The organism is Oleiphilus sp. HI0067, from assembly GCF_001635735.1.
Genome location: NZ_LWFI01001311.1, coordinates 1 through 26,506, shown reverse-complemented (window position 1 = coordinate 26,506; position 26,506 = coordinate 1). Strand labels below are relative to the sequence as shown.

Genomic DNA, 26,506 nt, shown 5'->3' with positions numbered 1-26,506 from the left:
GTTTCTCAAATGGAGTTAAATGGGGGCAGAGTAAAAATACCCAGACCCCAATTTTCTATTTTAATCTAACGTAAAACGTCAGACTTAATACTTGTAAGACTCCGGCTTGTATGGGCCGTCAACAGGAACGTTGATGTAATCCGCTTGCTCTTGGGTCAATTGCGTCAATACACCGCCGAAACCTTCAACCATGTCTTTTGCAACTTCTTCATCAAGCTTCTTAGGAAGTACTTTAACGTAAACGTTTTGTGCTTTCTCAGCTTCTGGAAGGTCTGCAAACTTAGCTTCCCAAAGATAGATTTGTGCCAAGACTTGGTTCGCGAAAGAACCATCCATGATACGGCTAGGGTGACCCGTTGCGTTGCCTAGGTTAACCAGACGGCCTTCTGCTAACAAGATCAAATGATCATTCTCAGCTTTATTGCGGTATACCTTATGAACTTGTGGTTTTACTTCATCCCATTCCCAGTTCTCACGCATGTAAGCTGTATCGATTTCATTGTCGAAGTGACCGATGTTACATACAACCGCACCAGACTTAAGTGCTTGAAGCATGTTTGCATCACATACGTTCGTGTTACCTGTGGTCGTAACGATGAGGTCAGTCTTTGCAAGTAATTCTTTATTGATGCCGTCTAGTGTTCCAGTGTTCACACCATCGATGAACGGAGAAACAACTTCGAAACCATCCATGCATGCTTGCATTGCACAGATAGGATCAACTTCAGTCACTTTTACAATCATGCCTTCTTGGCTTAGTGATTGTGCTGAGCCTTTACCTACGTCGCCGTACCCAATAACAAGTGCTTTCTTACCAGAAAGAAGGTGGTCAGTACCGCGCTTTATCGCATCATTCAACGAGTGACGGCAACCATACTTGTTGTCGTTCTTAGACTTTGTTACAGCATCATTTACGTTGATAGCAGGTACTTTAAGTGTACCTTCTTCCAGCATTTCTAGAAGACGGTGAACGCCTGTAGTGGTTTCTTCAGAAATACCGTGAATGTCATTCAATAGGTCAGGGTATTTTGAGTGAGCCATTTCAGTTAGATCACCACCATCGTCAAGGATCATGTTTGCGTCCCAAGCTTGGTTGCCATCTATTTCTGAAAGAAGTGTTTGCTCAATACACCACAAGAACTCTTCTTCTGTTTCGCCTTTCCATGCGAATACTGGAATGCCCGCAGCAGCGATTGCAGCTGCAGCATGATCTTGTGTTGAGAAGATATTACAAGAAGACCAACGTACTTCAGCGCCCAGATCAACCAGTGTTTCAATTAACACAGCTGTTTGGATTGTCATATGAATACAACCCATGATCTTTGCGCCTGCAAGAGGCTGCTCAGCTTTGTACTTACGACGAAGTGCCATCAATGCTGGCATTTCACCTTCAGCGATTTCAATCTCTTTACGGCCCCAATCAGCAAGACCAATGTCTGCTACTTTGTAGTCTGTGAAACCATTTTCAACAGCTTGTAAATTCGTGCTCATTATTTCTGTCCTTCGCGATTACGCGCGATTGTAATGTCTATAAACAAATAGTGTTTTAAACGCCTGCAGCAGCTTTAAGTGCGTCAATGCGATCTGTTTTTTCCCAAGTAAAGGCTGTGAATGTCTTCGATTTTTTCTCACCACCTTCTTCATACTCGTAAGTCACTTCTTCTGGTTCACGACCAAAGTGACCGTATGCAGCAGTGATTTGATACATAGGGTTCAGCAAGTCTAGTTGAGTCTGAATAGCGTAAGGGCGTAAATCGAATACTTCGCGGATAACTTTCGCAAGCTCGATATCGGAAATCTTACCTGTACCAAATGTGTTCACAGAAATGGATGTTGGATCTGCAACACCAATCGCGTAAGAAACTTGGATTTCACAACGATCTGCCAAACCTGCAGCAACAATATTCTTCGCTACATAACGGCCATAGTAAGCAGCAGAACGGTCAACTTTTGATGGATCTTTACCCGAGAATGCACCGCCACCATGGCGCGCCATACCACCGTAGGTATCAACAATGATCTTACGACCTGTCAAACCACAGTCACCAACTGGGCCACCAATTACAAAGTTGCCGGTTGGGTTGATGTGATAAAGGGTGCCCTCGTGCAACCATTCAGCTGGTAGTACTGGCTTGATAATGTTTTCCAATACAGCTGAACGTAAATCTTCCAAAGAAATACTAGGATCGTGTTGCGTTGAAAGAACAACGGCATCGATTTTTGGGCTGTCGCCTTCGTAGTTAATCGTGACCTGAGATTTCGCATCAGGACGCAACCAAGGAAGCGTTCCGTTACGACGCATCTCTGATTGACGCTGAACCAATAGGTGAGAGTAGTAAACTGGAGCAGGCATCAATGAAGGTGTTTCGTTCGTCGCATAACCAAACATCAAACCTTGGTCGCCCGCACCTTGATCTTCTGGTTTAGCGCGATCAACACCCATGTTGATATCAACAGATTGCTTACCAATACCGTTCAATACTGCACAGGTTTCACCATCGAAGCCAACGTCTGAACTGTTATAACCAATACCTGTAATGACATCACGAACGATATCTTCTAGATCAACATAGCAAGAAGTAGTTAGCTCACCTGCAACAACCGCCATCCCTGTTTTAACAAGAGTTTCGACAGCAACACGTGCATGCGGGTCGCGTGCGATGATGGCATCTAGCACTGCATCTGAAATTTGGTCAGCCACTTTATCTGGATGTCCTTCTGACACGGACTCAGAGGTAAAGATACTGTATTCACTCATTTTATTTTCCTTGGTTAAGGCCCAGTGAAAGTTAGTGTTTAATGTAGCGATAAATTTGTATTTGAAAGCCGTTACGTAGGCCGATAAATACAGATTCATCTTCAATGAACCCTACGGATTGGGTCCATTTCTTAAGTTCTGCTTGGTCAAAGCCAAGCCACAAATCGCCGCAATTTTCTTTTGCCCATGTTTGGTCGTGCTTGGTTAAATCGCAAAGCACTAATACGCCTTTATCATCAAGCAATTCTGCGCATTCGGCGATAAGACGAGCAGGAGTCGGAACATGGTGCAAAACCATGTTCATAACGATGCCTTGGTAACGTTGGTTTTGTTTTAAGAGTTGCTTGGTATCACCCTCAATCAACGAGACATTGCTTAGTTTTTTGTCAGCACAAAACGCACGCGCATATTCAAGCATTTGCGGTGAGGTATCGACAGCATCAACCTCATCGTAATAATCACCAAGCAAGGCGAGGAATTGACCTTCTCCGGGACCTACTTCTAATACTCGAGCGTCGTGAGTTGTGAGCCCAGCTTTCATCAATTTAAAGCTAGTTGGGGCATATTGCTGGTGGTCACAGATCAGCTCTTGCTGTTCTGCAAAACGATCAGCATTGCGATCAAAAAAGGCCGAAGATTGCTCAGCACGCTTTGACCGAATCTCTTGCATTTTTTCTTCGATATCAGGCTGCAACGCGAGCGCATCAAACATGCTGAATAGCTGCGTACAGGCGGCTGCTTCCGCGCCGTGTTCAGCGAAAATAGGGCGACGATAAAAAATAGAGTTGCCTTCACGCTGTGCTTCGACGAGTCCAGCTTTGCTAAGCACCTTTAGGTGGTGGCTCATACCAGATTGTTTGGTATCGAATATTTGCGTTAGTTCCAGAACACCAAACGCATCTGCTTTCAAACACTGAAGAATTTGAACGCGCAATGGATCGCCACATGCTTTCAGCTTTTGCGAGAGCTGATCAATCGCATTCGAAGCAAGGTAAAGATCGTTTGGGGTTTGGCTAATTTGATTCATGGATACAACTATATCAATAAACTTTGATATAGCAAGCCTATATCAATATATTTTGATATAGGCCTCTTTCGGGGCTTTTACTAAGTTTTTTCTGATCGAGTAGGGTGCTAACCAACAACGACGATAGTGATACGATCTTCTTGGATGCTGAATGTCTGATTAATGATTTGTTTTAGCACTTCGATAGCGGTTTCTTTCGAGCCATTCTGATTCTGCCAATTACCAAATGTGGCTTTCTTCAAAATTATTGATACCGCGACCTTATTGCTAGCACGTACTTCATTCTCAAATTCAGGCGAGAAAAAGTTAACTTCGATATGAGTGATCACCCTATGTTTCGAAAGAGGTGAAACAGTTGCGTTCAATAATTCGATGATCTTCTGGTTGTAGTCATTTTCGATCGTCTTAACGAGCGATCGTTTCTTTTGTATTAGATCGCTCGATAAGGCCTTTTCAATAATTTCCATGCGCTTAAGGCTGGTATCTGGATCTTCTTTATTTACGTTGAGATCAACTTCAATCTTTTTATGTTCAGTAACATTGCCAGATTCATCTGCATGAACGCTCCCTACCAGAGCTGCAGAAAGTAGTATGGCCAATGAAACCCAAGAAATTGAGAAATGGAAATTCATGGTAATACCCTCGGTAGTGTCATGCGATGTTTTCTCTATAGTCGTGATTTTATAGCTACGCATTAATCCCAATGCAACAACAGAAGCGTAATAAGGTGAATTGTGCAAAGTGAAATAGAAGGAGCATAGGGCATTGGGAATTTCTCTATCAAGTCCCGTTAATGTTGTTTAGGTGAAAGAACAGGCACGGGATCTAGATGTGTCGATTGCCTTTGTAGTCGATGGTCTACAGTTAGCTCGGTTAAATCTTCGGAGCACAGGCATGAGTTATCAACCACACTTTCATATTGTGTATGGCCATACTGGATATTCGGGTGAGTACAGCAATCTCAGAATGTTAGAGCAAATAAAAGACTTGGAGTTTGTCTCGCTGAGTAATTTAGCTAGCAGGTATCAGGATGGTTCTGTAGATGTTGCCGAAGAGCAGAAATACTTAAAAGCTGCTGATTTGATTATTTTTCAGTTTCCTTTTTATTGGTATAGCGTACCGCACAATTTGAAGCGATATATGGATGAAGTCTTTGAGCATGGTTTTGCTTATGGCTCTTCGGGTAATGCACTTCATGGCAAACGATTCTTGTGTGCTATCACAACCGGCGGGCCTGAAGACGCTTACCATCATGAAGGCTATAACAAGTTTGAAATGGCTGAGCTGCTTCGGCCATTAGAGCAGACAGCGAACCTTTGTGGAATGCATTATATGCCGCCCTTTATTCTTCACAGTGCACCTAATTTAGTAGCTGGCCGCATGGAAGAGCATGAACGCCGTGTTGCGGAACATGCTAAGGCGTATCGAGATTTAATTGAAAGGTGTCGTTGGAATGCAGATTTGCAAAAGGATGTGCATTAGTTCGTGTTTGTTTTTTGATGGTAAGCACTAGGCAGACTTGGGTACCTCTCCCTCGTCATTCCAAACAGCGCAGACTGATTTGGAATCTCTCAATTAATGCATGTAATTAGACAAAAGCGGCTGTTGAGTTACTCTGTATCTGGCGTCTGCTTACAATAAGTTGTCAGACATTGCTGCCTCAACAAATCTCAAGTACTTGTGGGAATAGCTGATCTATGTTGCTGCTCAGGCAATAGCCGAAGATGTTGACTCAATATAATCCATTGGATTATGCTTTGACCCATGCAAACTATTGTTGAATTACCAGAGTTTCAGAAACGCGCTTCAGATCTGTTAAAAGGTGAAGAGAAGACGAGCATTATTAATTACCTAGCTGCGCACCCTCAAGCGGGGAATATTATGCAAGGTACTGGCGGTATCAGGAAATTACGGTGGTCTGCAAAAGGAAAAGGCAAAAGCGGAGGCGTGCGTGTCATCTACTATTATCACAACGGCTCGATTCCGCTCTTCTTGCTTACTGTATTTGAAAAGGGTGAAAAGGCCAATCTAAGCAAAACTGAACGAAATGATTTGGCCAAGCTTACTACTTTACTTGTTAATAGTTATGGTGAATCAGATGTCTAATACGTTCGCAAGCATTAAACAGGGGCTCCAAGAGGCCATTGATTACTCTGAGGGCAAACTCAAAAAAGCGGTTGTGCATGAGTTTAGCCCTCTTGATGTCAAAGAGATTCGCGCGAAAGTCGGCATGTCGCAAAATGAATTTGCATCGGCTTTCGGCATTAGTGTGAGTACATTACGTCATTGGGAGCGAGGAGATCGAAAACCTCAAGGCCCGGCACTGGTCCTACTAAATGTCGTTGCTAAAGAGCCTGAAACAGTTCTTAAGGCTTTGGCATCATAATTGTTCGCTGATGCGCTTAAGGATCACGGGCGTTGTAATTACGCTATTTTGTTTACTTTAGTTGAAAGAAAAAATGGAATTAAACCTCTTTCAAGTCGATGCTTTTGCGACTGAGCTTTTTGAAGGTAATCCTGCCGCGGTATGCCCTTTACAGTCATGGTTACCGGATGACCTGCTTCAAAAAATTGCCCAAGAAAACAATCTTTCTGAAACGGCGTTCTTTGTAGAAACACAAAATTTCTTTCGTTTACGTTGGTTCACGCCTGAACATGAAGTCGATCTTTGTGGGCACGCTACTTTGGCTGCATCGCACGTTTTATTTAAGCATCTTGGCTATTCTGGCAAGGCCATTCGATTTCAGACAAGATGCGGCATTCTGGTTGTCGAAAGAACTGACTCTGGTTATGGCATGAACTTTCCTGCTGCAGTTCTAACGGAAACAACAAACCATGACATCCTTTCAGAGGCGCTAGGGATTGAGCCGAAAGCAGCATGGTCAGCTTCTGATTATATTGCCGTTTTAGATAATGAAGCCGAGGTCTTGGCTGTTAGCCCCGACTTTTTAAAACTCTCTGAACTTGACTTACGTGGGGTTATTGTCACTGCTCCTGGTGATGAGTTCGACTTCGTTAGTCGCTGCTTTTTTCCAAAATTGGGGGTAAACGAAGATCCAGTTACTGGGTCAGCACATTGTGAATTAGCGCCTTATTGGGGCAATAGATTGGGTAAAAGTCACCTTACCGCAAAGCAACTTTCCAAAAGAACAGGTATCGTTGAGTGTGAGGTGGATGGCAATAGAGTTGTACTTACTGGCAACGTGGTTGACTACCTGAAAGGTGTAATCAAAATCGACGTGTAGTCAATTTTTCACCCCAAGAGTTTTTAACGAGCACAACAATTGGCAGCTTGCTCGAAGGACTATGTACAAACTTCTCGTATGTCCGCATACTCAATGAACCGTAAATAATGTGGGATTGCAGACTTAACGCTATGACTTCCGCTTCTGTCTAACTCCACACATTAAGTTATTCAAGAAAGACTCTCGCCTTCGCAAGCACAACCAAGTTAGAGAGTGCTGCGACCAATGCTTATCGCTCATGTTGGTTTAAGTCAATTTTCCCCAATCAGCGAAATAATTTTCATCCACATCCCGAAAAGTAAGGTATAACTTACCATTCTGTTTAACATGATCTATTGCGGGACAAAATAAAATGAAATATTCGAAGCTGGGAAGTTCCAACCTAAACGTTTCAAGAGTATGTTTGGGTTCAATGACTTGGGGCGTCCAAAATTCTCAGTTAGACGCCAGTAAGCAAATTGAATATGCCATATCGCGCGGTATTAATTTTATAGATACGGCTGAAATGTATGCTGTTCCGCCGTCGCCTGAAACCTATGGCAAGACTGAAAAAATTATCGGTAACTGGATATCAGCGAATAGTCAGAAACGTAAAGACCTAGTGATTGCAACGAAGATCGCAGGAAACGGCTTACCTTGGATTCGCAACGGTGCAGATATTACTGGCGAAGCAATTATTGCGTCGGTTGATGCCTCGCTAAAACGCCTTCAAACAGATTACATCGACCTATATCAATTGCATTGGCCCAACCGTACTTCGCCACATTTTGCAAAGCACTGGCCGGGCAAAATTACTTTTACAGATGTGGATACGGAGCACCACTCAAATGAAATGCTCCAAATTCTGCAAGCGCTTAACGACTGCGTTCAGGCAGGAAAAATCCGTTTTTGTGGATTGTCGGACGACACGCCATGGGGCATTAATGAATACCTGTGCTTAGCTGAAAAACATTCCCTTCCGAAGATGACATCAATACAGAATGAGTTCAGCTTATTGCACACGAAAGATTGGCCTTACTTAATCGAAAACTGCGTGCATCAGGATGTCGCGTATCTTCCGTGGTCGCCCTTAGGTGGCGGTGTGTTAAGCGGTAAGTATATTGATGGTAAGCGTCCAGAGGGCAGCCGTTGGAGTATGTCGCAGAGAAATGGATTGTTCAGAGACAGTGAGCAGGTTCAGCAATCAGTGAAGCGTTACATAGAGATCGCTAACCAACACAACATGACACCTTCCCAGCTTGCGTTGGCTTGGTGTGATCAGGTTGATGGTGTTACCTCTACCATTATCGGAGCTACGACTCATGAGCAACTTGAAGAAGATATCGATGCTTTTAATATGACCTTGAGTGACGACACGCTTAAGGAAATTGCGTCGGTAATAAAAGACTACCCGATGCCGTTTTAGTCGATGACTTCGTTCAGCTTGCTCGACACGATAACGGGCAAGCTGCCTTGCGAAGAAACTAATTTATTCGAGGACTAACGAAAGGAAGTGATCGTGACGACTGAAGCATTACAGCAAGCGAATTTACGTCAGTTGTTTATAGATTGGCAGCGCGAAGTAAAAAAGGATCTGCTTAAGCGCGGAAGCTTTTGGACGCCCACTTTCGTTAGTCAGCCAATGATGGCGCGCACCGTAGTGCTCAGAGATTTATTGCGTGACAGTGATAATGCAGTAGATACACCTTTGTTTATCGTTCATACGGATGTGCGCTCTCAGAAATGGACGGAACTGGCCCGAGAGTCGTCTTGTGCTTTGCACTTTTTCTGTTCGAAACGGAAGTGGCAAATGCGAGTGCAGGGCGAGGCTGTTCTGAATTCGGCCGACGATGTTGCGCAATTACAATGGGATGGGCTTTCTGAAAGGTCGCGTCGTATTTATGCGCTAAAGCACACTCCAGGGTCTTCAGTGGATGACCCGAAGGCCGCTTATACGTTTGAATCTGAAGCGTCGGGATTTGCACATTTTGGTGTGATTAGTATTCGGGCTACAAAACTCGAATCGTTGCAGTTAGATCGCCCAGATAGAACAGATTATCATGTCCGAGCATCTTGGGATCTTGAATCGCATTCACTTGCTTACTTGGCGCCATAGTTTTTGGCACTCAATACTAATGGCAATCTTAAATTGGATAATGACGTTCATCTCATTGACTTTGATTTTATTCGTTAACCCTGTCTATATTATTGGAGAAAAGACTCGACTAGCCTTTATCCGATTCTAATAACAGTATACGTCATGCCCAATTTCGCGCATAGCTTTGGTAGTCGTGACCATGTACTAGGTTCGATTACTATATGTTTTATTGTTTTAAATTCAAATGCGCGAATGTCGCGAGACTCCCCCTGATATGTTCAGATTAGTAATAGTATCAGGAGTAAGTCTTACTTAAATTCGGCTATTTTGTATACACGCACTAACTATTACAACAAGAATATGATTTACGAAATATTACGGCATGCAGTACTGGTGAGGTATAACTAGTTAAGTCATAGCGGAGTGAGTATTAATTTTTTCGTAATTACTAACAGTAAGAAACCTAAATACTATCAAAGTATATGTGTACGGCTATACTCATACTGAAACATAGAGTGAGTTGCAGCATCCGTAAATAACATTTAGCTGGATCTTAACAGGTATGCGAGCGTAGTCATGGATCAGGTAATCGATGCAATAAACCATATTTTATGGGGTTACATTCTCATTTATGGTCTACTAACTGTTGGAATATTCTACAGTTTCAAACTTGGTTTTCCCCAAATCGTGCACTTCCCTGAAATGTTACGGGCCCTCAGCAGCAAAGGCTCGGAGGACTCAACCGGGATTTCGCCGCGGCAGGCACTCAGTGTTAGTTTGGCCTCGCGCGTCGGGACAGGAAACATCGCGGGCGTTGCGGTCGCACTCTATCTTGGCGGACCCGGCGCAATATTTTGGATGTGGATGGTGGCACTCGTTGGTATGTCATCCGCCTATGCCGAATCAACATTAGCGCAACTCTATAAAAGCAAAGGACCGATGGGTAACTTCCGAGGTGGACCTGCATATTATATTGAGCGTGGTCTCGGCAAACGTTGGCTAGGCATTATATTCTCCTTGTGCTTAATACTCTCTTTTGGACTCGTATTTAATGCGGTTCAATCTAATGCTATCGCCGGTGCAATGGATCAGGCATTTGGAGTTCCTAAACTAACGACAGGCGTTGTCATTGGCGTGCTCACCGCCATTGTTATTTTCGGAGGAATCAAAAAAATCGCTAAAGTAGCAGAGATTATTGTGCCGTTTATGGCAGCGACTTATCTTTTGCTCACCGTCGTAATCATGATCATTAATTATGCGACGGTACCAGATGTTATCTTGAGCATTGTTAAAAACGCCTTCGGGATTCAAGAAGCAGTTGGCGGCGTAACGGGCGGCGTGATGGTTGCTCTCCTAAATGGGATCAAACGCGGACTATTTTCAAATGAGGCCGGTATGGGATCGGCGCCCAACATCGCTGCAAGCGCGACTCCTGTGCCACATCATCCATCTAGCCAAGGTTTTGTCCAAGCATTTGGCGTATTTATTGATACCATTTGCGTCTGCACCGCGACAGCCGTCGTTATTTTGTTGTCTGGTATTTATCAGCCAGGTGTTGGGCCCAGTGGCGTTGAATTAACTCAGTTAGCCCTCGCACAGCATATAGGCGAAACCGGTTTCATTTTTATTGCTGTCGCCATTTTCTTCTTTGCTTTCACATCAATAATTGGCAATTACTCGTACGCTGAAAATGCAATGATTTTTCTTGGGGTGCAATCGACAAAAGGTTTGATCGGTATACGGATTGGTTTAATTGCAATGGTTATTTGGGGTTCGATACAAAGCGTTGAGACCGTATTCAACACTGCCGATGCATCGATGGGTTTAATGGCCATTATTAACCTGGTATCGATTTCTTTGCTTTCTGGGATTGTTTTAAAGCTCACGAAAGACTACATAAAGCAGAGAAAGGCTGGACTAGATCCAACCTTTCACGCGCCTGACCATCCCGAGTTATGTCAAAATGTTGATCAAGAAATCTGGACGGACCCTAAACGAGTTAGCGTAAAGCCAAATTAACGCAGGCTAAAGCAAGATCGTTTACAGCTAGGCTTGCAGAGCATAAGGCTATCGCCACAACTAGTCAGTGGGCTGTTTAACTTTACGTAAGTATGGCTTGACCGTTTCCCATCCGTCCGGATATTTTTTTTCAGCCTCGTCATTAGAAACAGCTGGAACAATTATGACATCCTCACCATCCTTCCAATTTACTGGTGTGGCGACTTTGTGTTTAGCCGTCAACTGCATCGAGTCTAGCACTCGCAGAATCTCATCAAAGTTACGTCCCGTTGTCATTGGATAAGTCAGCATAAGCTTGATATTTTTATCCGGTCCAACGACAAAAACAGACCTAACTGTTGCATTGGTCATTGCCGTTCTGCCTTCTGCTGACCCCTCTTCATCCGCCGCAAACATGTTATAAAGTTTTGCGATACTCAGATCCGTGTCAGCAATAACAGGATAGTTGACTGTCGTACTCCCTACTTCTTCAACATCTTTAATCCATACATGATGGTCATCGAGAGGATCAATACTCAACCCTATAATCTTGGTGTTACGTTTTTCAAATTCTGGCTGAATTCGCGCCATGTAGCCAAGTTCTGTTGTACATACAGGCGTAAAATCTTTTGGATGTGAGAATAGAACTGCCCATCCATCTCCAATCCACTCGTGAAAGTCGATCTCCCCCTGCGTCGTGTTTGCTGTAAAATTTGGTGCTTGATCATTAATTCGAAGAGACATATTTACCCCGCTATACCTGGTATTTTGGTTTGGCTTGTTAAGCTATTGTTTCATTAGGCTTCTAATAAGATTGAGACTTATTATAGGTAGCGCACCATTAAAGCACATTTTGTGAGCCGAACAGGTCTCTCTTACTTCCCTTCAGACAGAATATGATTTTAAATTTACAAGCGCAATACGACTCAACGCCTTATTTGTGTGAACTACTACAACAAAAATTGATCAGGAATACTCCAGTTATTTCGGTAACTTTTTCAGCAACCGGCGGCATGGTTGTCTACAAAGTCTATTAACAAAATTCTTGAAAGGTCTTATAAATGCGCGGTTCTAACTCGTTTTCTTGTCTACAGCTTCTGGCAGTCTTTTTTAGTCTCACTGCCTACTCACTGATCGATGTTAAAATTGAAAACTCATCAATTTGTTCAAATAATAAAAGCAAACAGGTAAGTCTATGAACGCTCTTCAGAAGCGTATGGTCGGGCATGGCGCGATCATTATGTTAATCGGTCTTATTGCTGGTATCGGTTTAGTTATGAAACTGATAGGCGGCTTTGAGATATTTCCTAATTATATTGTGCAGTTTGAACTATTCGGTAGCGATCGCGGATGGGCTCGAGCTCATGCGGGTGGCTTGATGAACGGTTTAATGATCTTTGTTGTCGCACTGTTGCTATGGGGATTGAATGCACCAGAGCGCCTAGAGAAAAAGCTGTTTTGGATGATTGTAGGCGCGGGCTATGGCAACACCATGTTTTATTGGGGCGGGATGCTTTCGGCAAGTAGAGCTTTGACCTTCGGTGATAATCGACTCGGTGAAACCAATATATGGGGCATTTTAGGATTAGTGCCAGCGTTGGTGTTTAGCTTTGTTTCGTTATATTCCTTTTATGTTCTTGCGCGACATGCTTTTTCAGAAGCTAAGTCATAAAACCTCTCGGTAGCGCTATGGTGCTTATTGTATACAGACCTTGTTATAGGAGGAACTATGTCCGAAATAAAACAATTAGAGGCGGACTATTTGATCATCGGTGCTGGTGCGATGGGATTGGCATTTGCTGATGAATTGCTCAAACACGACAAACAAGCAAGCATCGTGTTTGCAGAGCGTCGCGGCATGTCGGGCGGGCATTGGGTTGATGCCTATGATCACGTTAAGCTTCATCAGCCAGCAATAGCTTACGGGGTGAACTCACTTGAGTTAAGTGAATCGAAAACAGACCTTTCTAGTCGCCCTCAAATCATTCATTACTTTGAACGTATTTCTAAAAACTTAGTAAGTACTGGGCGTGCACGCTTTTTATTCAAATGTGATTTTGTGGGTGAGCAGCCACTCGACAAGGGAGCAATCGCGACGGTTGCTTCCAACATAGACGAAGGCGTGTCGTATCGAATCCACGTAAAGCGCAAGATTGTCGATAGCGGTTATATGCGTGTCGAAGTACCTGCGACGCATCCACCACGTTATAAAGTGGATGGGGACGTTCAGTTAGTCGCACCCAATGCGCTGACTAAACTCGAACGCTCTTTTTCTAAATATGTGGTGGTTGGTGCCGGTAAAACTGGGATCGATGCCATTTTATATCTTCTTGATAACGGTGTGATCCCAGAACGCATTCAATGGGTAATCTCGAATGACATGTGGATGTGGCCGCGTGAGATGGCCGCCCCGAATACAGTGGGCGACATGCTGTCGGGGCAATTACAGGGCCTAATTGATAATGCTGAAATTGATGATGCGTTTTTGCAAATGGAACGCGAAGGCATTGTATTCCGCCTCGATAAAAATGTGCAGCCGACCAAGTGGCGATGCGCTACGGTAAGCATGCCAGAGCTAGAACAGCTTAAATCAATCAAACAGGTGTTGCGCAAGGGCCGCGTTGCCCGTGTATCAACCACGCATTTGCATTTTGAGTCCGGCGAGGAACAGGCACTCTCGCGCAACGCTTTGATTGTGAATTGCAGTGCTAATGGTCTCGCTAAACGACGTGCGAAATCGATTTTTGCGGATGGTCATATTACCTTGCAACCTATCTTAGTTTGCCAGCAAGTATTCAGTGCAGCATATATCGGCCGATTAGAAACAAGCTCCTTAAGTGATGCCCAGAAAAATGAAGTTTGTTTCCCTGTGCCTCACCCAGAGAATGTTGAAGATTTACCGTATTGTATGGTCAACAGCTTTGAGAACTTGGTGAAAGCCACGCGGATTATTCCGTGGTGGTTGTATCGGTCGCGTCTCAACTTGTTGGCACAAGCTCCACTGTTTATATTGGTGAAGGTTTGGTTGCGTATCCAAAGGCAGCTACCTCAAGCAAGGCGTGCGCTAGACCAAGTATATGTACACAATCAATTGGAGCCGGTTCAACAGACTCAGCAAGATGCGAAACGGGCTTAGGTGCAATGTTTGGTCATAAAAATACCCAACTAGTTGTGTGTTGTGTGATGAGCAGCTTGGGTACAGAGTTGAATTTAACTCAGGCTAGCGGGATACTTCCACCTCCAAATAAATAAGCTCTCACGCCCATGCAGTTATCAGTTCAAAAGTTACTTAACCGCTTAACGCTTCGCCAGCTACAGATATTTAAAGCCGTTTATGAGACGAGTGGTTATAGCAAAGCTGCTGATCAATTAGGTTTGTCTCAGCCTGCCGTGAGCTCTCAAATTAAACTGCTCGAAGAAGCCTTAAATGTTCAGTTGTTCGAGTTTGTCGGGCGCAAGTTGTTTGTTACTCCCGCTGCCGAGATGGTGGCAGAAAGCTGTGAGTCGATCTTCGAGCAACTGCGTAAATTGCAGAACGAGATACACAGCTTAGAGGGACAGGTCTCTGGTGATTTGCAGATTACAGCCGTGAATACGGCACAGTACATCACGCCTTACGTACTTCGACCTTTTCTTGAACAAAATCCTGCGGTGAACGTTCAAGTTAGTGTCGTAAACCGAGCAAAGGCGATCGAGCGGCTCAATCGTAATGAGGGCGACCTCGTTATTATGGGTATTGTTCCGACTGAAAAGCCATTCTCATCGTATCCGTTTTTAGATAATGAATTGATACCGGTGATGTCTCCGCAGCATCCCTTGAGCCAATTAGAAACATTGGGCGCTGAAGAGTTTTTTGGTTCTGGTGTACTGATTCGTGAGCGAGGTTCGGGTAGCAGACTTGCTTTGGAACAGCACTGTCAGGAGCATGGTTTGAAGTTAAAACCAAGTATGGAGTTTGGTTCAAACGATGCAACAAAGCATGGCGTCTTGGCAGGCTTGGGCGTCGCGGTTTTGCCTAAGCTCAGTGTGATTAGCGAACTTAGACTTGGGGCCTTAATTAGCCCTGAATTAGAGGGTTTTCCGATTCGTCGTACCTGGTGTTTAGTTCACCCTCGTTCTAAGCGGCCCTCAATTGTCGCACGCCAATTCATCGACTTCGTAGATGAAAATCTTGCGAGTATTCAAGAAGGCTTTGCCAAAGCGGGTTACGAAACCAATATGGTTATGCTGTAACAATAACGCCAAAAAACTGCAATAAAAAAGACACATACCGCGCACATTATTGCTCTGAACTACTGTTATTACTTCGGAGATAAAATAATGAAACTAAAGCTTCTTAGCGCTGCCATCCTTTCAATTTCAAGTGTCACTGCACATGCTGGATCTTTTTCTTTGGTCACCAATGGTGATGACTCGGGCAAGGGGTCTTTGCGTGACGCGTTGGAATCTCAGAAAGCACGAACGGTTTATATCATGCCGGGCGTAAACATGATCGAACTAAGCGATACGCTCAATTACGACAGTCAGAAATCATTGCGTATTTTTGGCTCGGGTCAAACCGTGAAATTGCCAAAGAATGCGACCCTGTTGTCGATCAATGAAGGCGCAAACCTTGCGATTAGCGATCTTACGCTTGAGGGTTTAGTCGATACGTACAGCATTGAAAACCGCGCAGATTTGAACGGCGAGCTTGCCGGCAAAGGTATTTTTATCGATGTTCGTGATGACCAAACTGGCACCGTCAGCCTAAGCCTAAAAAATGTGACGGTTCAGGGCTTTGCTAATCATGGCGTGCATGTTTCTGACTGTAGCCTTTCTGACGCCTGTGGAGCTGGATCGAGTGGTGCAGGTGAAGGTTCAGAAGCTTCGATTCAGGTCACTATGATTAATTCTACGATTAATGACGTTGGCAACGGTAAGTTTGACGCAGACGGTCTACGTGTTGATGATCGTGGTGCGGGCGATATTATTTTTTACTCTCGCAATTCTACTTTCCAAAATGTGGGTGCCGATGGCGTTGAGCTTGATGAAGGTAACGAGGGCAACATTTATGCTGACGTTGTTCGTAGTCAGTTTTTATCAAATGGCGCGTATTGCGATCCGGCATTGTTCCCAGGCGTTGAGGCTGATGGTGAATTTGAACCTGGAGAGCTAATGGAAGCAGATTTAGCTATTCCGTCAGGTAGCTTAGATGATACCTGTATCGAAATTGCTATCGACTTGTACGAAGACGGTTCGATCAAAGAATACGAGTTTACGCTTGATCTTGATGATGGAATTGATTTGGATGAAGCGGGCGATGGCAGCATATATAGCTTTATGTCCAAGAGTTTGATTAGTTTAAACCTTGATGAAGGCGTCGATTATGATGAGGTCGGAAATGGTGGAATCGATGCAGCCTTTATTCGTAACCGTGGTATCGAGAACAATGATGATGCATTCAAAATGTCGGAAGAAGATGCTGGTGATTTGAGCGTGTTTGTTCGTCGTACAGATGCCTTTAACAACGGCGGAGAGGGTTTCACTTTCGAGGAAGAGGGCGAGGGCAATGTCGATGCGTTTGTTATTCGTGTGAATACAGCGGGTAATAAAAAAGAGAACAAAGATGGTCTTGAAGTCGTACAAGAAGACGAAGGGCAGGGAACGCTTCGTTTGATTCGTTCTAACATTGAAGACGGCATAAAACTAGAAGGCGTAGAATTAAAATAGCGGTCTATGAGCATAAAAATGCCTCGCTACTTAGCGGGGCTTTTTTGTATTTAGGGTTTGTGTTTTGTTGTATTTAAGACATGAAATGTTTCAATGTATGATAGTGAAAAAATATCGGAGTAAATGAAATGTTTCGGGTCAGTGTTGTGGTGATTTTAGTTGTTTGGATCGTTGGATGTGCAAGTTCTCCGACCGGGCGTCACCAGTTAATTTTAGTCAGTGACGCGCAGATGAATCAGATGGGCGCAGCGAGCTTCGATAAGTTAAAGGAAGGCAACGATAAGCTGGTTGTTGGCAAACCATTGGCGTACGCCCGCTGTATCAGCGATGCGATTTTGATTGCTGACCAGAGAAATCCAGCCGATTGGGAGGTCGCGGTTTTTGAAGATGCTAGCCCTAATGCTTTTGCGTTGCCGGGTAAAAAAATTGGTGTCCACACGGGTATGATTTCGCTCGCTGAAACTCCTGATCAGTTAGCGGCGGTAATCGGTCACGAAATTGCCCATGTTGATGCACGCCATGGCGCTGAAAGGGTCTCGTTAGCAATGACGAATCAAGTTGCGCAACAAGTCGGAGCTATAGCGTTGGAAGGTGTCGAGTATAAGCCTGAAATACTTGGCGCATTAGGTTTAGGTGCGCAGTTTGGTGTGTTACTCCCATATAGTCGTGCGCACGAGACTGAAGCTGATTACATTGGCTTGTATCTGATGGCCCAGTCTGGCTTTGACCCTAGCGAAGCGGTTGCTCTTTGGCAGAATATGAAGAAAGCATCAGGCGGCAAAGCTCCTGCGGAATTTATGTCTACACACCCATCAAATGATCGACGCATTAGGGATCTAGAAAAGGAACAAAACGCGGTTGGAGCTATCTATCGTGCCGCGCTAAATCGTAAACCTGCGCCAGTATGTCGCAAACCCTAGCGATAAATTAAGCGCACTCTGTGGCTACATAACTACACGCTCGCTTACAAAAAATCCGCACTTTTTTGTAGTGCGTATCACACTAAACGACTATCTATTGCGTAAGTAAAGTTGACTCAATAACTTCGTAGGTGATGCTCATGTCAAAGCGCTTGGTACGTATTCTTGTTTGGAAGTTATTTGTTGCACTGCCATTAGTTTCGAGTGCGCAAGCAGGCTCTTTAGACGGTTATTTATTTGATACCCGTCCAATACTGTTATTTACAAGTTCAGAAAAACATCCAGCATTGAGAGAACAGCTGAAAGCATTTGCACAGTTTGAGTGTGAGTTTTACAAGCGCGACATGGAGGTGCTGACAATCGTTGGTGATGGACACAGCATTGTCGATGGAGCAGCACTATCGAACGAAGAAGTTTCGTTTTTGAAAGACGAATTAGATGTTGGACCTTATAACGAGCTGCTCGTCCTTGTTGGTAAAGACGGGAAAGTGAAACTTCGCGCTCACATGCCGCTGAAGGCAAACGACCTTATACGCTTAGTGGATGCTATGCCCTTGCGTCGTATAGAGAAAGTGAGTCGTCCTCAAGTAAGCTGCCACGCAGCATAAGGTTTATTCCTCAATTACTTGCTCACAGAAGCTCTGTGAGCAAAATTCCCAAGCTATAGCGCTGCACACGATAATCGTAATCGATCATACTCTCGCCGTAGCCGTCAAAATACTGTACTAGACCACGTAATCGACCATGCAGTGGGAAGCTATAATTGAGTTCGACGGCGCCTTTGTGGGTGCTGGTGTTGGCGCGAATAATACTAGCTACTTGATAGTTATCGCGCTTGTATACTGCAGTGAGTTCAAAGTGGCCGTAGTAGTCCTCGATATCGGGGTTATCGTCGCCTTTGGCGGGTGGCGGCGTTGATGGATCTCCATCATCCTCTTTCGCGTCTTCAGGTAATCGATACCATGGTTGAAGATACAAAGCCCAGCGATTCGTAGCATAACCAAGACCGACAAAAGCGCGATTCCAACTTCTGCTCAGTAACTGGCTTCGCCCATTACTTTCATGCTCAATGCCTGTTCTAAAAAAGAATGCTCCGTCGATGTCATCTATATAAAACGGCGTTTGATAGAAGATTTCTGGTCGATAGTTTGTTTCACGGAAGGGTGCAGAGATATTACTGTTATATGCTTGCCAAAATGACTTCGAAGTGAAACCAAAATAAATACCATCGCCGTCATTAAATAAGCGATCTTCAAGTAAGGGCACTTTGAAACTGATTTGTAGTTTTATTTCATTGTGTTGAAATGGTTGTTCATCTCGATAAGTACCAGCTGCTATCCAGGGTTCGTTGTTTGGGGATTCTTGATGGCTTATTGGCAGAATATAGTTTCGCCTATGCGGGGTAATGACAAAGGAGAGTTTGTCAGTTTGTTGTTGCTGTATAAATCGTTCTGGAACATCTCTATGTTTAGTGTATTCGGGCTGTTCATCTTCGCTAATAGTTTCTTCGGCAAAGCTATTAAACGAAAGCAGGGAAGAAGCTAATAAAAAAGGCAGTAAGACAGATATTCTGGCGATTAAAGTCATGGTGTAAGCGATAGTTGTTAGTTATTGCGACTTAGTAAAGCACAACAATTAAAAACAGCCCATTGAATTAGGGGCTAAAAAGTTTAAATTTTGCTTACTTTCTTTCAGCTATCGCGCCTTTGCCTACACCCTCGTATGCTTTCACGAGATAGTGGTTGTTTGGATGTTTCGCGAGGCACTGGTCTGCAATGTATGCAGCGATTAGTTCAACGGTACTATCGGTGTCGATGATATGAACACGTTTAGATGGTAGGGTTAGTTTGAAGCGACCCTGTTGCGCGGTGTAACAGAAACTCGTGTGTTCTTTGCCATTGATATCGAGAACTTTCTTTACGTCCTCTTTTGTGCCGATATAAATGTTTCGGAAGCACGCACTCCAGTAATCTTCTAATTCAGAACTGCGTTTGTGATTCTCAAATATCTCAATTTTAGAACGATGGCCATGTACGATGCGTTGGCAATTGCCTAAGTGTTTCTTTAATCCGTGGCTGTAATGATAATACGCACCTTCGATTTGCTCTTCATAAAGCTTAAGCGTAACGCCAGTCACATTGCTTGGCAGTACATCTAGGATCTTATCTTCAAGGTATTTAGAGATGCTTTTCGTGTTGACTGTTTTGGCGTCAAGCAACACGACAGAGTCTTTCGGCGACTCATGTTCAAAGTGACCGAGCTGAGAATCCCAATTTAGACGGACTTTATGCTGAGATTGCTCGATCGACAGGTTTTTCAACTGTGTTGAGATAACAAAACGATGATCAACTTCGGTATCTATGAGTTGTTTAATTTGCTTTTTAACGTCACCAAAATCAAACACCATACCTTGATCATCAAGCTCGCCCTGCAATTCAATATCAACAATCCAGCTTTCTCCCATAATGCCGCGTTGAGCGTCGAAATATGAGAAGTCGATGACTGTTAAATTTTGAACAAAAAGGCGGTTCATGGCGAATCCTGTTTGGTAACCAAATGGTCAATGAATAGCGCTGCGGAGTCTACCAAAGTGTAGGTTTAAAACCACTTATTTCCCAATCAAACTTACACTTTTAATGCAGCGCGCTGGAGGATACTCGCTTGAGCGTAGTTTTGGATGACCTGTTTGGCTAGATCATTAATCAAATTGTCTTCAATCGTGACTGAAAGGCGTTTATTTAAAACTGTTAAACTGGTTTGTTCTTCTTCTGCCAGATCTGCTGGAGGAGCGTAATTATTATGGACTAACTTGTCGCATAATGAATTAATTGGAAACACGCGATAACTGCAATGCATTTCGCGATCTATCTTTGAAGCAAACTGACCATAGATGTCTTGCCCATGGGCGTTTGTTCCATCAAGCGACACCGGAGCTCCAAAGTGAACATGTATCTGCCCCTTACTTCCAATAATTCCTGTGAGTGTTTCGAACTTGTCGCTAGCGAGTTTCTCTTCAACAGTGCTTTTAGACTGTGAGATGATGCGCTTAGCTTTAATCTGATCGCAAGGGTCCCATTCGTATGAGAGCGTGATGGGGACAATTTTTAGTGCGTTAAGGTATTCGAGTTGTTCCGTTTTTGGCTTGCTTAAACTCATCATCTTGATGAGTGCAGGGTTAGTCGTATCAATATTATTAATCGCACGTCCTTCTCTTTGTGCGAGCCATACACTCTCATTAAAGGTATGGATAATCTCAGAGATATACGACGATTGCAGTTTGAGTGATCGAAGCAGTGCTTTTGGTGATGTGACCGATCTATTCACGCGAAAACATTTATTGAGTAATGCCATGCGCGTTGCGGTTTTACTAAGCAAGAGGTTATCGCCAATTGCACTGTGTACGGTAGAGCGGCCATCGTTGTATAGCGCGGTATTTATCAGTACTGGATCTAAAACAATGTCTCGGTGATTCGAAATGAATACATAAGGCGTGTTTGGATCGAGTTGGTCTAAGCCTGTGCTTGTTAAACTTGAATAAGTCCCTTCAATTTTTGGAACTAATCGCGTTATGAGCCAGTCTTGTATTTCTGCGATCGTTGAGCATGCATACAAATCTGTTGTATCGAGTGTTTGGCCCGGAAATAATTGGCCGAGTACAAACGATAGGCGAGTGCTGTCGTGTAATTCCTGCAGTATGACGTCGACTTCTGAGTCGTCAAAGCAACGGACACTTTCGTATAAAGACTTAAAGGTTTGATCGAAAAGCATGCTGGGATCAGTATTATTAACGTTGTTCTTACTCTTACTATAGACAAATAAAATGCAGAGTGCTGTTTTCATTCAATTTGCAAAGTACCCCGTTCTAGGAAACGTAAAGACACGCCTTGCTCGTTTCGTTGGTGAGCAGGGTGCTCTTGACGCCCATATTCGTTTGACGGCGGCGGTTAACCAACAACTGAATCGGTATGGAGAAACCCGAGACAAGGTTGATGTAAAGTTGGCACTTGCGAGCGGAGGCGGTATTAGTCATAAAGAGTGGATCGATTCTCTCACTTTTGATTATTGTCTTGAGCAACCTAGTGGCGATCTAGGTGCAAAAATGCAAAGGGTTATGTTCGATGCCCTAGAGCATTATGACTATGCCTTTATTGTGGGGAGTGATTTTCCAGTACTCGATGATGACTTCTTACAGCAAGCAATCAATTCGCTTAGCAATCATGATTTTGTATTCGCGCCAACAGAGGATGGAGGCTTTGGCTTAGTCGGGCAGAGAGCATGCGGATTTACATCATTTGGTGAAATCGAATGGGGCACCAATCGCGTGCTTGAGCAAGTTCAAAATCGCATGACAGAGCTTGGATTTAGTTTCTCGCTATTAGATAAGCGTTTTGATGTCGATGAATTAGAAGATTGGAAACGCTGGCTTCAGAGCGACTATAGCTAGTCGCTCTTTACTGAATTGAGATAGCTTCAACTATCTACGTTATCGCTGCTAGTTAATGGCTACCAAGTTTTCTTACGAAGACATCGAGCATTTGTTCTGCTTGTGCGGCTCTGCGAGCGCTTGGTCGCGGAAACACTGAAATCAGTCCCGCGTTTTGTATTAGGTTGAACGCTTGTTCAACGGTATAGAAGTGTGCGTTGTCATTAAACAATATGTCTCTACACCCAGACGCACTGTAGAAGAATGGGCTTTCAAGAAGCTTGTTCCATAACCCGCTTTCTTTTTCCAACAGGATCGAGCTTCTAATCAGTCGAATATTGTCTAGGTTTGCTTGCATGCCGCGGGCTTTTACTAGCTCGGTGAGTACACCAGTGATCTCTCTGTGTTCCGTGCCTGGGCAGTTAATGCGCGCAACGCCATCATCATTTAACAGGTTGATCCATGCGTCTAGCTTTGAGAAATCAAAGCCTTGCCCAAACTCGATATAATCAAACTTTTCGATGTCTTGTGGTGGTAGCGCGTAGTCAGCAACAGCGAACTCAAGATTATCACATGCGCTATGTTGAGTACGCATAAGGGCATAGGCCATGTCTATTTGGCTCGCGTCAGCGCCTAGGACAGAAACATTAGTGAACTGATTGGCGTAGTCGAAGGCCTTTTGGCCAGAACCGCAGGCAAGTAATAACACGCGAACAGTTTTACCTTGCCAACTCGAAGGTGGAAGAGTTGGTGCCAGCTTTTGTTTCAAGGTTGCGTAGAAGTCTTTCTTCTGAGGAGTCTTGATCGCCGCCCAGCGCTCTTTGCTTCTCGGAAGGCCGTTCTCTAACAGTTCCGCCATCGTTTGACCAAACAATGTGTAGCGAGCATGATGCTCTTTGCTTAGTTGATATAGCGACACCTCTAACAGGCTTTGCATGGCGATTGGCCAGTCTTCTAAGTCGTAGCGTAGTAAGTCAAACGAGAAGCTCTGCACGTAGACTGCTTCGTACATACCCAAGAGAATTAATGCGCCTGAAATATCATCTATATCTGCCTTTTCGTAGCCGATATTCGTTGCGATCTGAAGCTGTATTGCCTTGATATGGTTTTGTTCTTCTTCTGTCGCTATGAGTGCGTAGTCGGTGTGGGATGCGTAAACACCAATTGCGATTGCGCAGGCTTGAAGCTCAGTTCGAAGAGTTTGGTTGATCGCGCATTCTGAAAAGATTGAAAGTCGAAGTAGGGTTACTAACTCTTCGAAATGTACGCTAGGTACAACGCCGGTCTCTAAGATACAGAGAAGCAATTCATCTTGAGCAAGTACATCGATGTCTAGTGCGGCTTCAGGATTTGTTAGATCATATTTATGCGTGATCAACTGCCCAGCGAACTCAATCAAACGACGCGTATCGATATCTTCTAGACGAAGCAGGTAATTAAGAAGCAGCTCTAACTCAACGGTGTAGGTATCGCATTGAAGATTCTCGATGCACTCTGTTATTTGGTGATGAATTTCTGTGCTTGTATGGCCATGTGCCAAGATACTGCGGTAGTGCAAGAAAGCAGCATCATATTGTTTGGTTTCGAGTAAACAGAATGCGATACCGGTAAATGCAGGCAGAGAGCTTGGCTCAAGATCGAGCACTTTATTGAATAAGGCTTGCGCTTGTGAATAGTTGCCTAGGAGTGCTTGGGCATTCGCATTGTTTAGCAGGTAATTCGCATTGCTTGGCTCAAGCATGCCGGCGCGCTGAAAGTATTCATTCGCCAGCTCTGTTAAGTCCAAATCAAAGCTAATCCGACCGGCAAGGTTTAAAGTTGCCGCTCCTGGAATGTCTTGCTCGATTACTTGTTCGATCTGGACTAGTAGTTGATTCAGTGCGGTCGTGCGTATCGCATCGCTAGAACTAAGTGCGGCATTTATCGTGTTGTAGTCTTGGTTGATCTGTATGACTCGTCGAGCTAGATCTGCCGCTTCAGTGGGTGAGAGGCGGGTGCTTTGATGGACTGTGATTGAGCCTTCTTGTGGAAGCATGAGGTAAACCTTTTCCGCTAATACTGGTAAATAAGTGATTTGTTTCGTTATTAAGGTAAGTAGCGAATGACGTGCCAAATATGATTTTGATTCAAAAAAATAATTTACTAAGTTATTGAATAAAAACAAAAAAGCCGGCATTTGGCCGGCTTCAAGAGATGTGAGCCTAGCTTACTGAAGAAGCTGCAACACACTTTCAGGCTGTGCATTGGCCTGAGTCAGAATTGATAGGCCGGCCTGCTGAAGAACCTGCGTTCGCGATAGCTCTGCAGTTTCTGCTGCGAAGTCTGCGTCTTTAATTCGAGAGTTCGAAGCAGACAGGTTTTCGGCTGCAATTTGTTGATTCTGAATCGTGGACTCAAACCTGTTTTGAATCGCACCTAAGTTCGCACGCTGCAGGTTGATGGTATTTAATGCGTTATCAACAGCATCAAGTGCTGCGATTGCGCCGGCAACCGTAGAGACGTCAATGTCTTTAACAAGAATGCCATCTTCCGCGCCACCATATTCGCCAACTTCGAAGCCTGAATTGCCGATGTTGCCGGTGAGAGTTTCAAGCGTGATCTTACCTGATGATTCAAGTGAGATTGTGCCGCGTGTTTCTGTACCAGTTGCTGGAAGACCCAAGTTAGCGAAACTCGCTGTAACAGCGCCGGTGTAGTTGTCGAGCACCATGTTTCGACCATCTTCAGCGATGAGTCGGTAAGTTGAACCGAATGCTTCAGCGCGGACACCACTCTGACCAGCTTTGTTATTGATCGCAGTGATTGTTGCGTTTTGAATATCGGTTGTCGTTGCCGTAGCACTCACAGAAATATCAATGCTCACGTCATTAATATCGAAAGTACCCGTAATCGCAGTACCAGTGGTCAGCCCTCCGCCATTTAATATGTTAGCGTTGACCTTCGCCACAACGCCGGTTTGCTCGCTAACACGGTTAATAGCTTCTGCTTTCGCGATAGCACTTTGATCAGAGTTGGCAGTAGACGCCGTGTCAAATGTTGTGAGAGTAGGGCCAACTGGAACGCCATTTATAACAATGTCACCAGATGCAAGTGCTGCACCCGGAGATGGCGCGCTTACAACACCAGAGTTGTTGCCACTATACGTTCCAACAGCTAAGCCAGCGTTCCCAATACCGCCTGTCGTTGTATCGACACTAATTGGAGAGCCGTCGTCTGAAACTAGCGTAAATGAGCCAGTGTATGTTGCGGCTGCCGCAAGGCCGATCGCGCTTGCCGTTGCTGTACCATCCGCCAAGACAACGTTTCGACCATCTTCCGCTCGTAACTGAATGCCTTCTGTTGGATTGCCGTTAAAGATAGCTTCGACACCAGTTTGTCCAGTGAAGTTATTAATCGTTTCGGCGACAGATGTTAGGTTTACTGTTTCACTAAGGTTGGCACGTGTTTCAACGTCAATGGTAATACCATTGATAACAATGTTTCCTGTCACGTTAGCAGAGGTGAAAGAGTTACCGTCGACAAATGTACCTTGAATCGAGGCTGATACACCCGTTTGCTCAGAAACAGAGTTAATTGCGGCTGCTTTTGCTATTGCAGATAAATCGTTGTTAGAGCTGGAAAACGCGTCGTCAACGCCTGATGATGCACCAATAGCTATGCCGTTGATGACGAGATCACCTGCCGCGAGGGCAGCTACAGGCGGCGTTGAAGCGGTGCTGCCCGGCGAGGATGAAATGCCATCAGTAGGTGAAACACCTAGTTGAGTAACATCTGTACCTTCAATACCGAAGCTTACATCTTCACCTTCATTTGCGCCGATTTGGAATGTAACATCGGTGAAGGATCCGTCTAGTAACTTGGTGCCGTTAAATGTTGTTTGGTCAGCAACACGTTCGATCTCAGTAATAAGCTGCTGAACTTCTTCATTCAAAGCTTCACGGTCTTGCTTGCTGTTCGTTGCGTTAGAGGCTTGTAGTGCCAAATCACGGATACGAAGTAGGTTGTCAGTCATCGAGCCGAGCGCGCCTTCAGCAACCTGAGCGAGTGACACACCGTCGCTGGCGTTTCGGATCGCGACTTTTAAGCCTTGGACTTGCGCGCTGAAGCGGGTAGAAATTGCAAGACCTGCTGCATCGTCTTTTGCGCTGTTAATACGCAAGCCTGAAGATAAGCGTTGCAGGGCTGTTTGGTTTTCGCTCTGAGACTTATCTAGGTTTCTTTGCGCGTTGATAGACGCAAGATTGGTATTAATTATTTGTGGCATGGTCTTCCCCTTCAGCCATACATGCGTGCAAATTCAAAAAATATTTTGGCGTGTTTGTAACGAATCGCCGATTGATTACTGTTCA

Annotated in this window: 24 protein-coding genes; 14 read left to right on the top strand and 10 right to left on the bottom strand. The window is 44.4% G+C overall.

Features of this window, described 5'->3' with window-relative positions:
- Window positions 1-84 precede the first annotated feature (84 nt).
- The 4 genes from ahcY to A3739_RS20470 all read right to left on the bottom strand — a co-directional run bounded on the left by ahcY (window position 85) and on the right by A3739_RS20470 (window position 4,480).
- A complete protein-coding gene (ahcY, locus tag A3739_RS20485) occupies window positions 85-1,491 on the bottom strand; it encodes an adenosylhomocysteinase (RefSeq protein WP_068502599.1) in 1,407 nt (468 codons plus the stop codon).
- Window positions 1,492-1,546: 55 nt separating this feature from the next.
- Window positions 1,547-2,758, bottom strand: a complete 1,212-nt coding sequence (gene metK / locus A3739_RS20480) for a methionine adenosyltransferase (RefSeq protein WP_068480099.1) — start codon at window positions 2,756-2,758, stop codon at window positions 1,547-1,549.
- A 31-nt stretch (window positions 2,759-2,789) separates the two neighbouring features.
- Complete coding sequence (locus A3739_RS20475; RefSeq protein WP_068480102.1) at window positions 2,790-3,785, bottom strand: metalloregulator ArsR/SmtB family transcription factor; 996 nt, start codon at window positions 3,783-3,785, stop codon at window positions 2,790-2,792.
- 107 nt (window positions 3,786-3,892) lie between these two features.
- On the bottom strand, window positions 3,893-4,480 hold the full coding sequence (locus A3739_RS20470) for a hypothetical protein (RefSeq protein WP_068500322.1): 588 nt from the start codon (window positions 4,478-4,480) through the stop codon (window positions 3,893-3,895).
- Window positions 4,481-4,679: 199 nt separating this feature from the next.
- On the opposite strand from A3739_RS20470, the gene A3739_RS20465 reads away from it, so the two are divergent.
- The 7 genes from A3739_RS20465 to A3739_RS20435 all read left to right on the top strand — a co-directional run bounded on the left by A3739_RS20465 (window position 4,680) and on the right by A3739_RS20435 (window position 11,126).
- The gene (locus A3739_RS20465; RefSeq protein ID WP_068476094.1) at window positions 4,680-5,267 is read left to right on the top strand and encodes an NAD(P)H-dependent oxidoreductase; all 588 of its coding nucleotides are present in this window, start codon (window positions 4,680-4,682) and stop codon (window positions 5,265-5,267) included.
- 282 nt (window positions 5,268-5,549) lie between these two features.
- Window positions 5,550-5,891, top strand: coding sequence for a type II toxin-antitoxin system RelE/ParE family toxin (locus A3739_RS20460; protein WP_068481262.1), 342 nt, complete (start codon window positions 5,550-5,552; stop codon window positions 5,889-5,891).
- The gene (gene nadS, locus A3739_RS20455; protein WP_068481265.1) at window positions 5,884-6,171 is read left to right on the top strand and encodes a NadS family protein; all 288 of its coding nucleotides are present in this window, start codon (window positions 5,884-5,886) and stop codon (window positions 6,169-6,171) included. Before A3739_RS20460 ends, nadS begins: the two co-directional genes overlap by 8 nt.
- A gap of 73 nt (window positions 6,172-6,244) precedes the next feature.
- Complete coding sequence (locus A3739_RS20450; protein WP_068481269.1) at window positions 6,245-7,030, top strand: PhzF family phenazine biosynthesis protein; 786 nt, start codon at window positions 6,245-6,247, stop codon at window positions 7,028-7,030.
- 352 nt (window positions 7,031-7,382) lie between these two features.
- On the top strand, window positions 7,383-8,435 hold the full coding sequence (locus A3739_RS20445) for an aldo/keto reductase (RefSeq protein ID WP_068480113.1): 1,053 nt from the start codon (window positions 7,383-7,385) through the stop codon (window positions 8,433-8,435).
- A 93-nt stretch (window positions 8,436-8,528) separates the two neighbouring features.
- A complete protein-coding gene (locus tag A3739_RS20440) occupies window positions 8,529-9,125 on the top strand; it encodes a hypothetical protein (protein WP_068480115.1) in 597 nt (198 codons plus the stop codon).
- 558 nt (window positions 9,126-9,683) lie between these two features.
- Entirely contained in the window at window positions 9,684-11,126 is a 1,443-nt protein-coding gene (locus A3739_RS20435) for a sodium:alanine symporter family protein (RefSeq protein WP_068480118.1), read from the top strand.
- A 60-nt stretch (window positions 11,127-11,186) separates the two neighbouring features.
- Here the strand turns inward: A3739_RS20435 and A3739_RS20430 are convergent, their stop codons facing one another.
- Entirely contained in the window at window positions 11,187-11,849 is a 663-nt protein-coding gene (locus A3739_RS20430) for a peroxiredoxin (protein ID WP_068480121.1), read from the bottom strand.
- Between the two features lie 451 nt (window positions 11,850-12,300).
- Here A3739_RS20430 and styC point away from each other — a divergent pair, with 451 nt between their 5' ends.
- The 6 genes from styC to A3739_RS20400 all read left to right on the top strand — a co-directional run bounded on the left by styC (window position 12,301) and on the right by A3739_RS20400 (window position 18,342).
- Window positions 12,301-12,777 (top strand): styrene-oxide isomerase StyC, encoded by a 477-nt coding sequence (styC, locus tag A3739_RS20425; RefSeq protein WP_068480124.1) that lies wholly within the window; start codon window positions 12,301-12,303, stop codon window positions 12,775-12,777.
- A 57-nt stretch (window positions 12,778-12,834) separates the two neighbouring features.
- A complete protein-coding gene (locus A3739_RS20420) occupies window positions 12,835-14,241 on the top strand; it encodes a hypothetical protein (protein ID WP_068480125.1) in 1,407 nt (468 codons plus the stop codon).
- A gap of 128 nt (window positions 14,242-14,369) precedes the next feature.
- Window positions 14,370-15,338 carry a LysR family transcriptional regulator gene (locus tag A3739_RS20415; protein WP_068479316.1) on the top strand — a complete coding sequence of 323 codons (969 nt, stop codon included), beginning with the start codon at window positions 14,370-14,372 and terminating at the stop codon, window positions 15,336-15,338.
- An 87-nt stretch (window positions 15,339-15,425) separates the two neighbouring features.
- Window positions 15,426-16,814, top strand: a complete 1,389-nt coding sequence (locus A3739_RS20410; RefSeq protein ID WP_068502596.1) for a hypothetical protein — start codon at window positions 15,426-15,428, stop codon at window positions 16,812-16,814.
- A 128-nt stretch (window positions 16,815-16,942) separates the two neighbouring features.
- Window positions 16,943-17,734: a M48 family metallopeptidase gene (locus tag A3739_RS20405; RefSeq protein ID WP_068502593.1), complete on the top strand. Its 792-nt coding sequence runs from the start codon at window positions 16,943-16,945 to the stop codon at window positions 17,732-17,734.
- 140 nt (window positions 17,735-17,874) lie between these two features.
- Window positions 17,875-18,342: a DUF4174 domain-containing protein gene (locus A3739_RS20400; RefSeq protein WP_068479995.1), complete on the top strand. Its 468-nt coding sequence runs from the start codon at window positions 17,875-17,877 to the stop codon at window positions 18,340-18,342.
- A 22-nt stretch (window positions 18,343-18,364) separates the two neighbouring features.
- Here A3739_RS20400 and A3739_RS20395 read toward each other — a convergent pair whose 3' ends face one another.
- From A3739_RS20395 to A3739_RS20385, 3 genes are all read right to left on the bottom strand, one after another.
- Window positions 18,365-19,321, bottom strand: coding sequence for a phospholipase A (locus A3739_RS20395; RefSeq protein ID WP_068502591.1), 957 nt, complete (start codon window positions 19,319-19,321; stop codon window positions 18,365-18,367).
- Between the two features lie 94 nt (window positions 19,322-19,415).
- Window positions 19,416-20,267 carry a 6-carboxytetrahydropterin synthase gene (locus A3739_RS20390; RefSeq protein ID WP_068502588.1) on the bottom strand — a complete coding sequence of 284 codons (852 nt, stop codon included), beginning with the start codon at window positions 20,265-20,267 and terminating at the stop codon, window positions 19,416-19,418.
- 92 nt (window positions 20,268-20,359) lie between these two features.
- Window positions 20,360-21,502 carry a 1-acyl-sn-glycerol-3-phosphate acyltransferase gene (locus A3739_RS20385; RefSeq protein WP_068499938.1) on the bottom strand — a complete coding sequence of 381 codons (1,143 nt, stop codon included), beginning with the start codon at window positions 21,500-21,502 and terminating at the stop codon, window positions 20,360-20,362.
- Window positions 21,503-21,554: 52 nt separating this feature from the next.
- Here A3739_RS20385 and A3739_RS20380 point away from each other — a divergent pair, with 52 nt between their 5' ends.
- Entirely contained in the window at window positions 21,555-22,178 is a 624-nt protein-coding gene (locus A3739_RS20380; RefSeq protein WP_068480142.1) for a TIGR04282 family arsenosugar biosynthesis glycosyltransferase, read from the top strand.
- A 52-nt stretch (window positions 22,179-22,230) separates the two neighbouring features.
- Here the strand turns inward: A3739_RS20380 and A3739_RS20375 are convergent, their stop codons facing one another.
- Together A3739_RS20375 and A3739_RS20370 are read right to left on the bottom strand one after the other, a co-directional pair.
- Entirely contained in the window at window positions 22,231-24,192 is a 1,962-nt protein-coding gene (locus A3739_RS20375; protein ID WP_197472466.1) for a class I SAM-dependent methyltransferase, read from the bottom strand.
- Window positions 24,193-24,363: 171 nt separating this feature from the next.
- Window positions 24,364-26,421 (bottom strand): flagellin, encoded by a 2,058-nt coding sequence (locus A3739_RS20370; protein WP_068502585.1) that lies wholly within the window; start codon window positions 26,419-26,421, stop codon window positions 24,364-24,366.
- Window positions 26,422-26,506 lie beyond the last annotated feature (85 nt).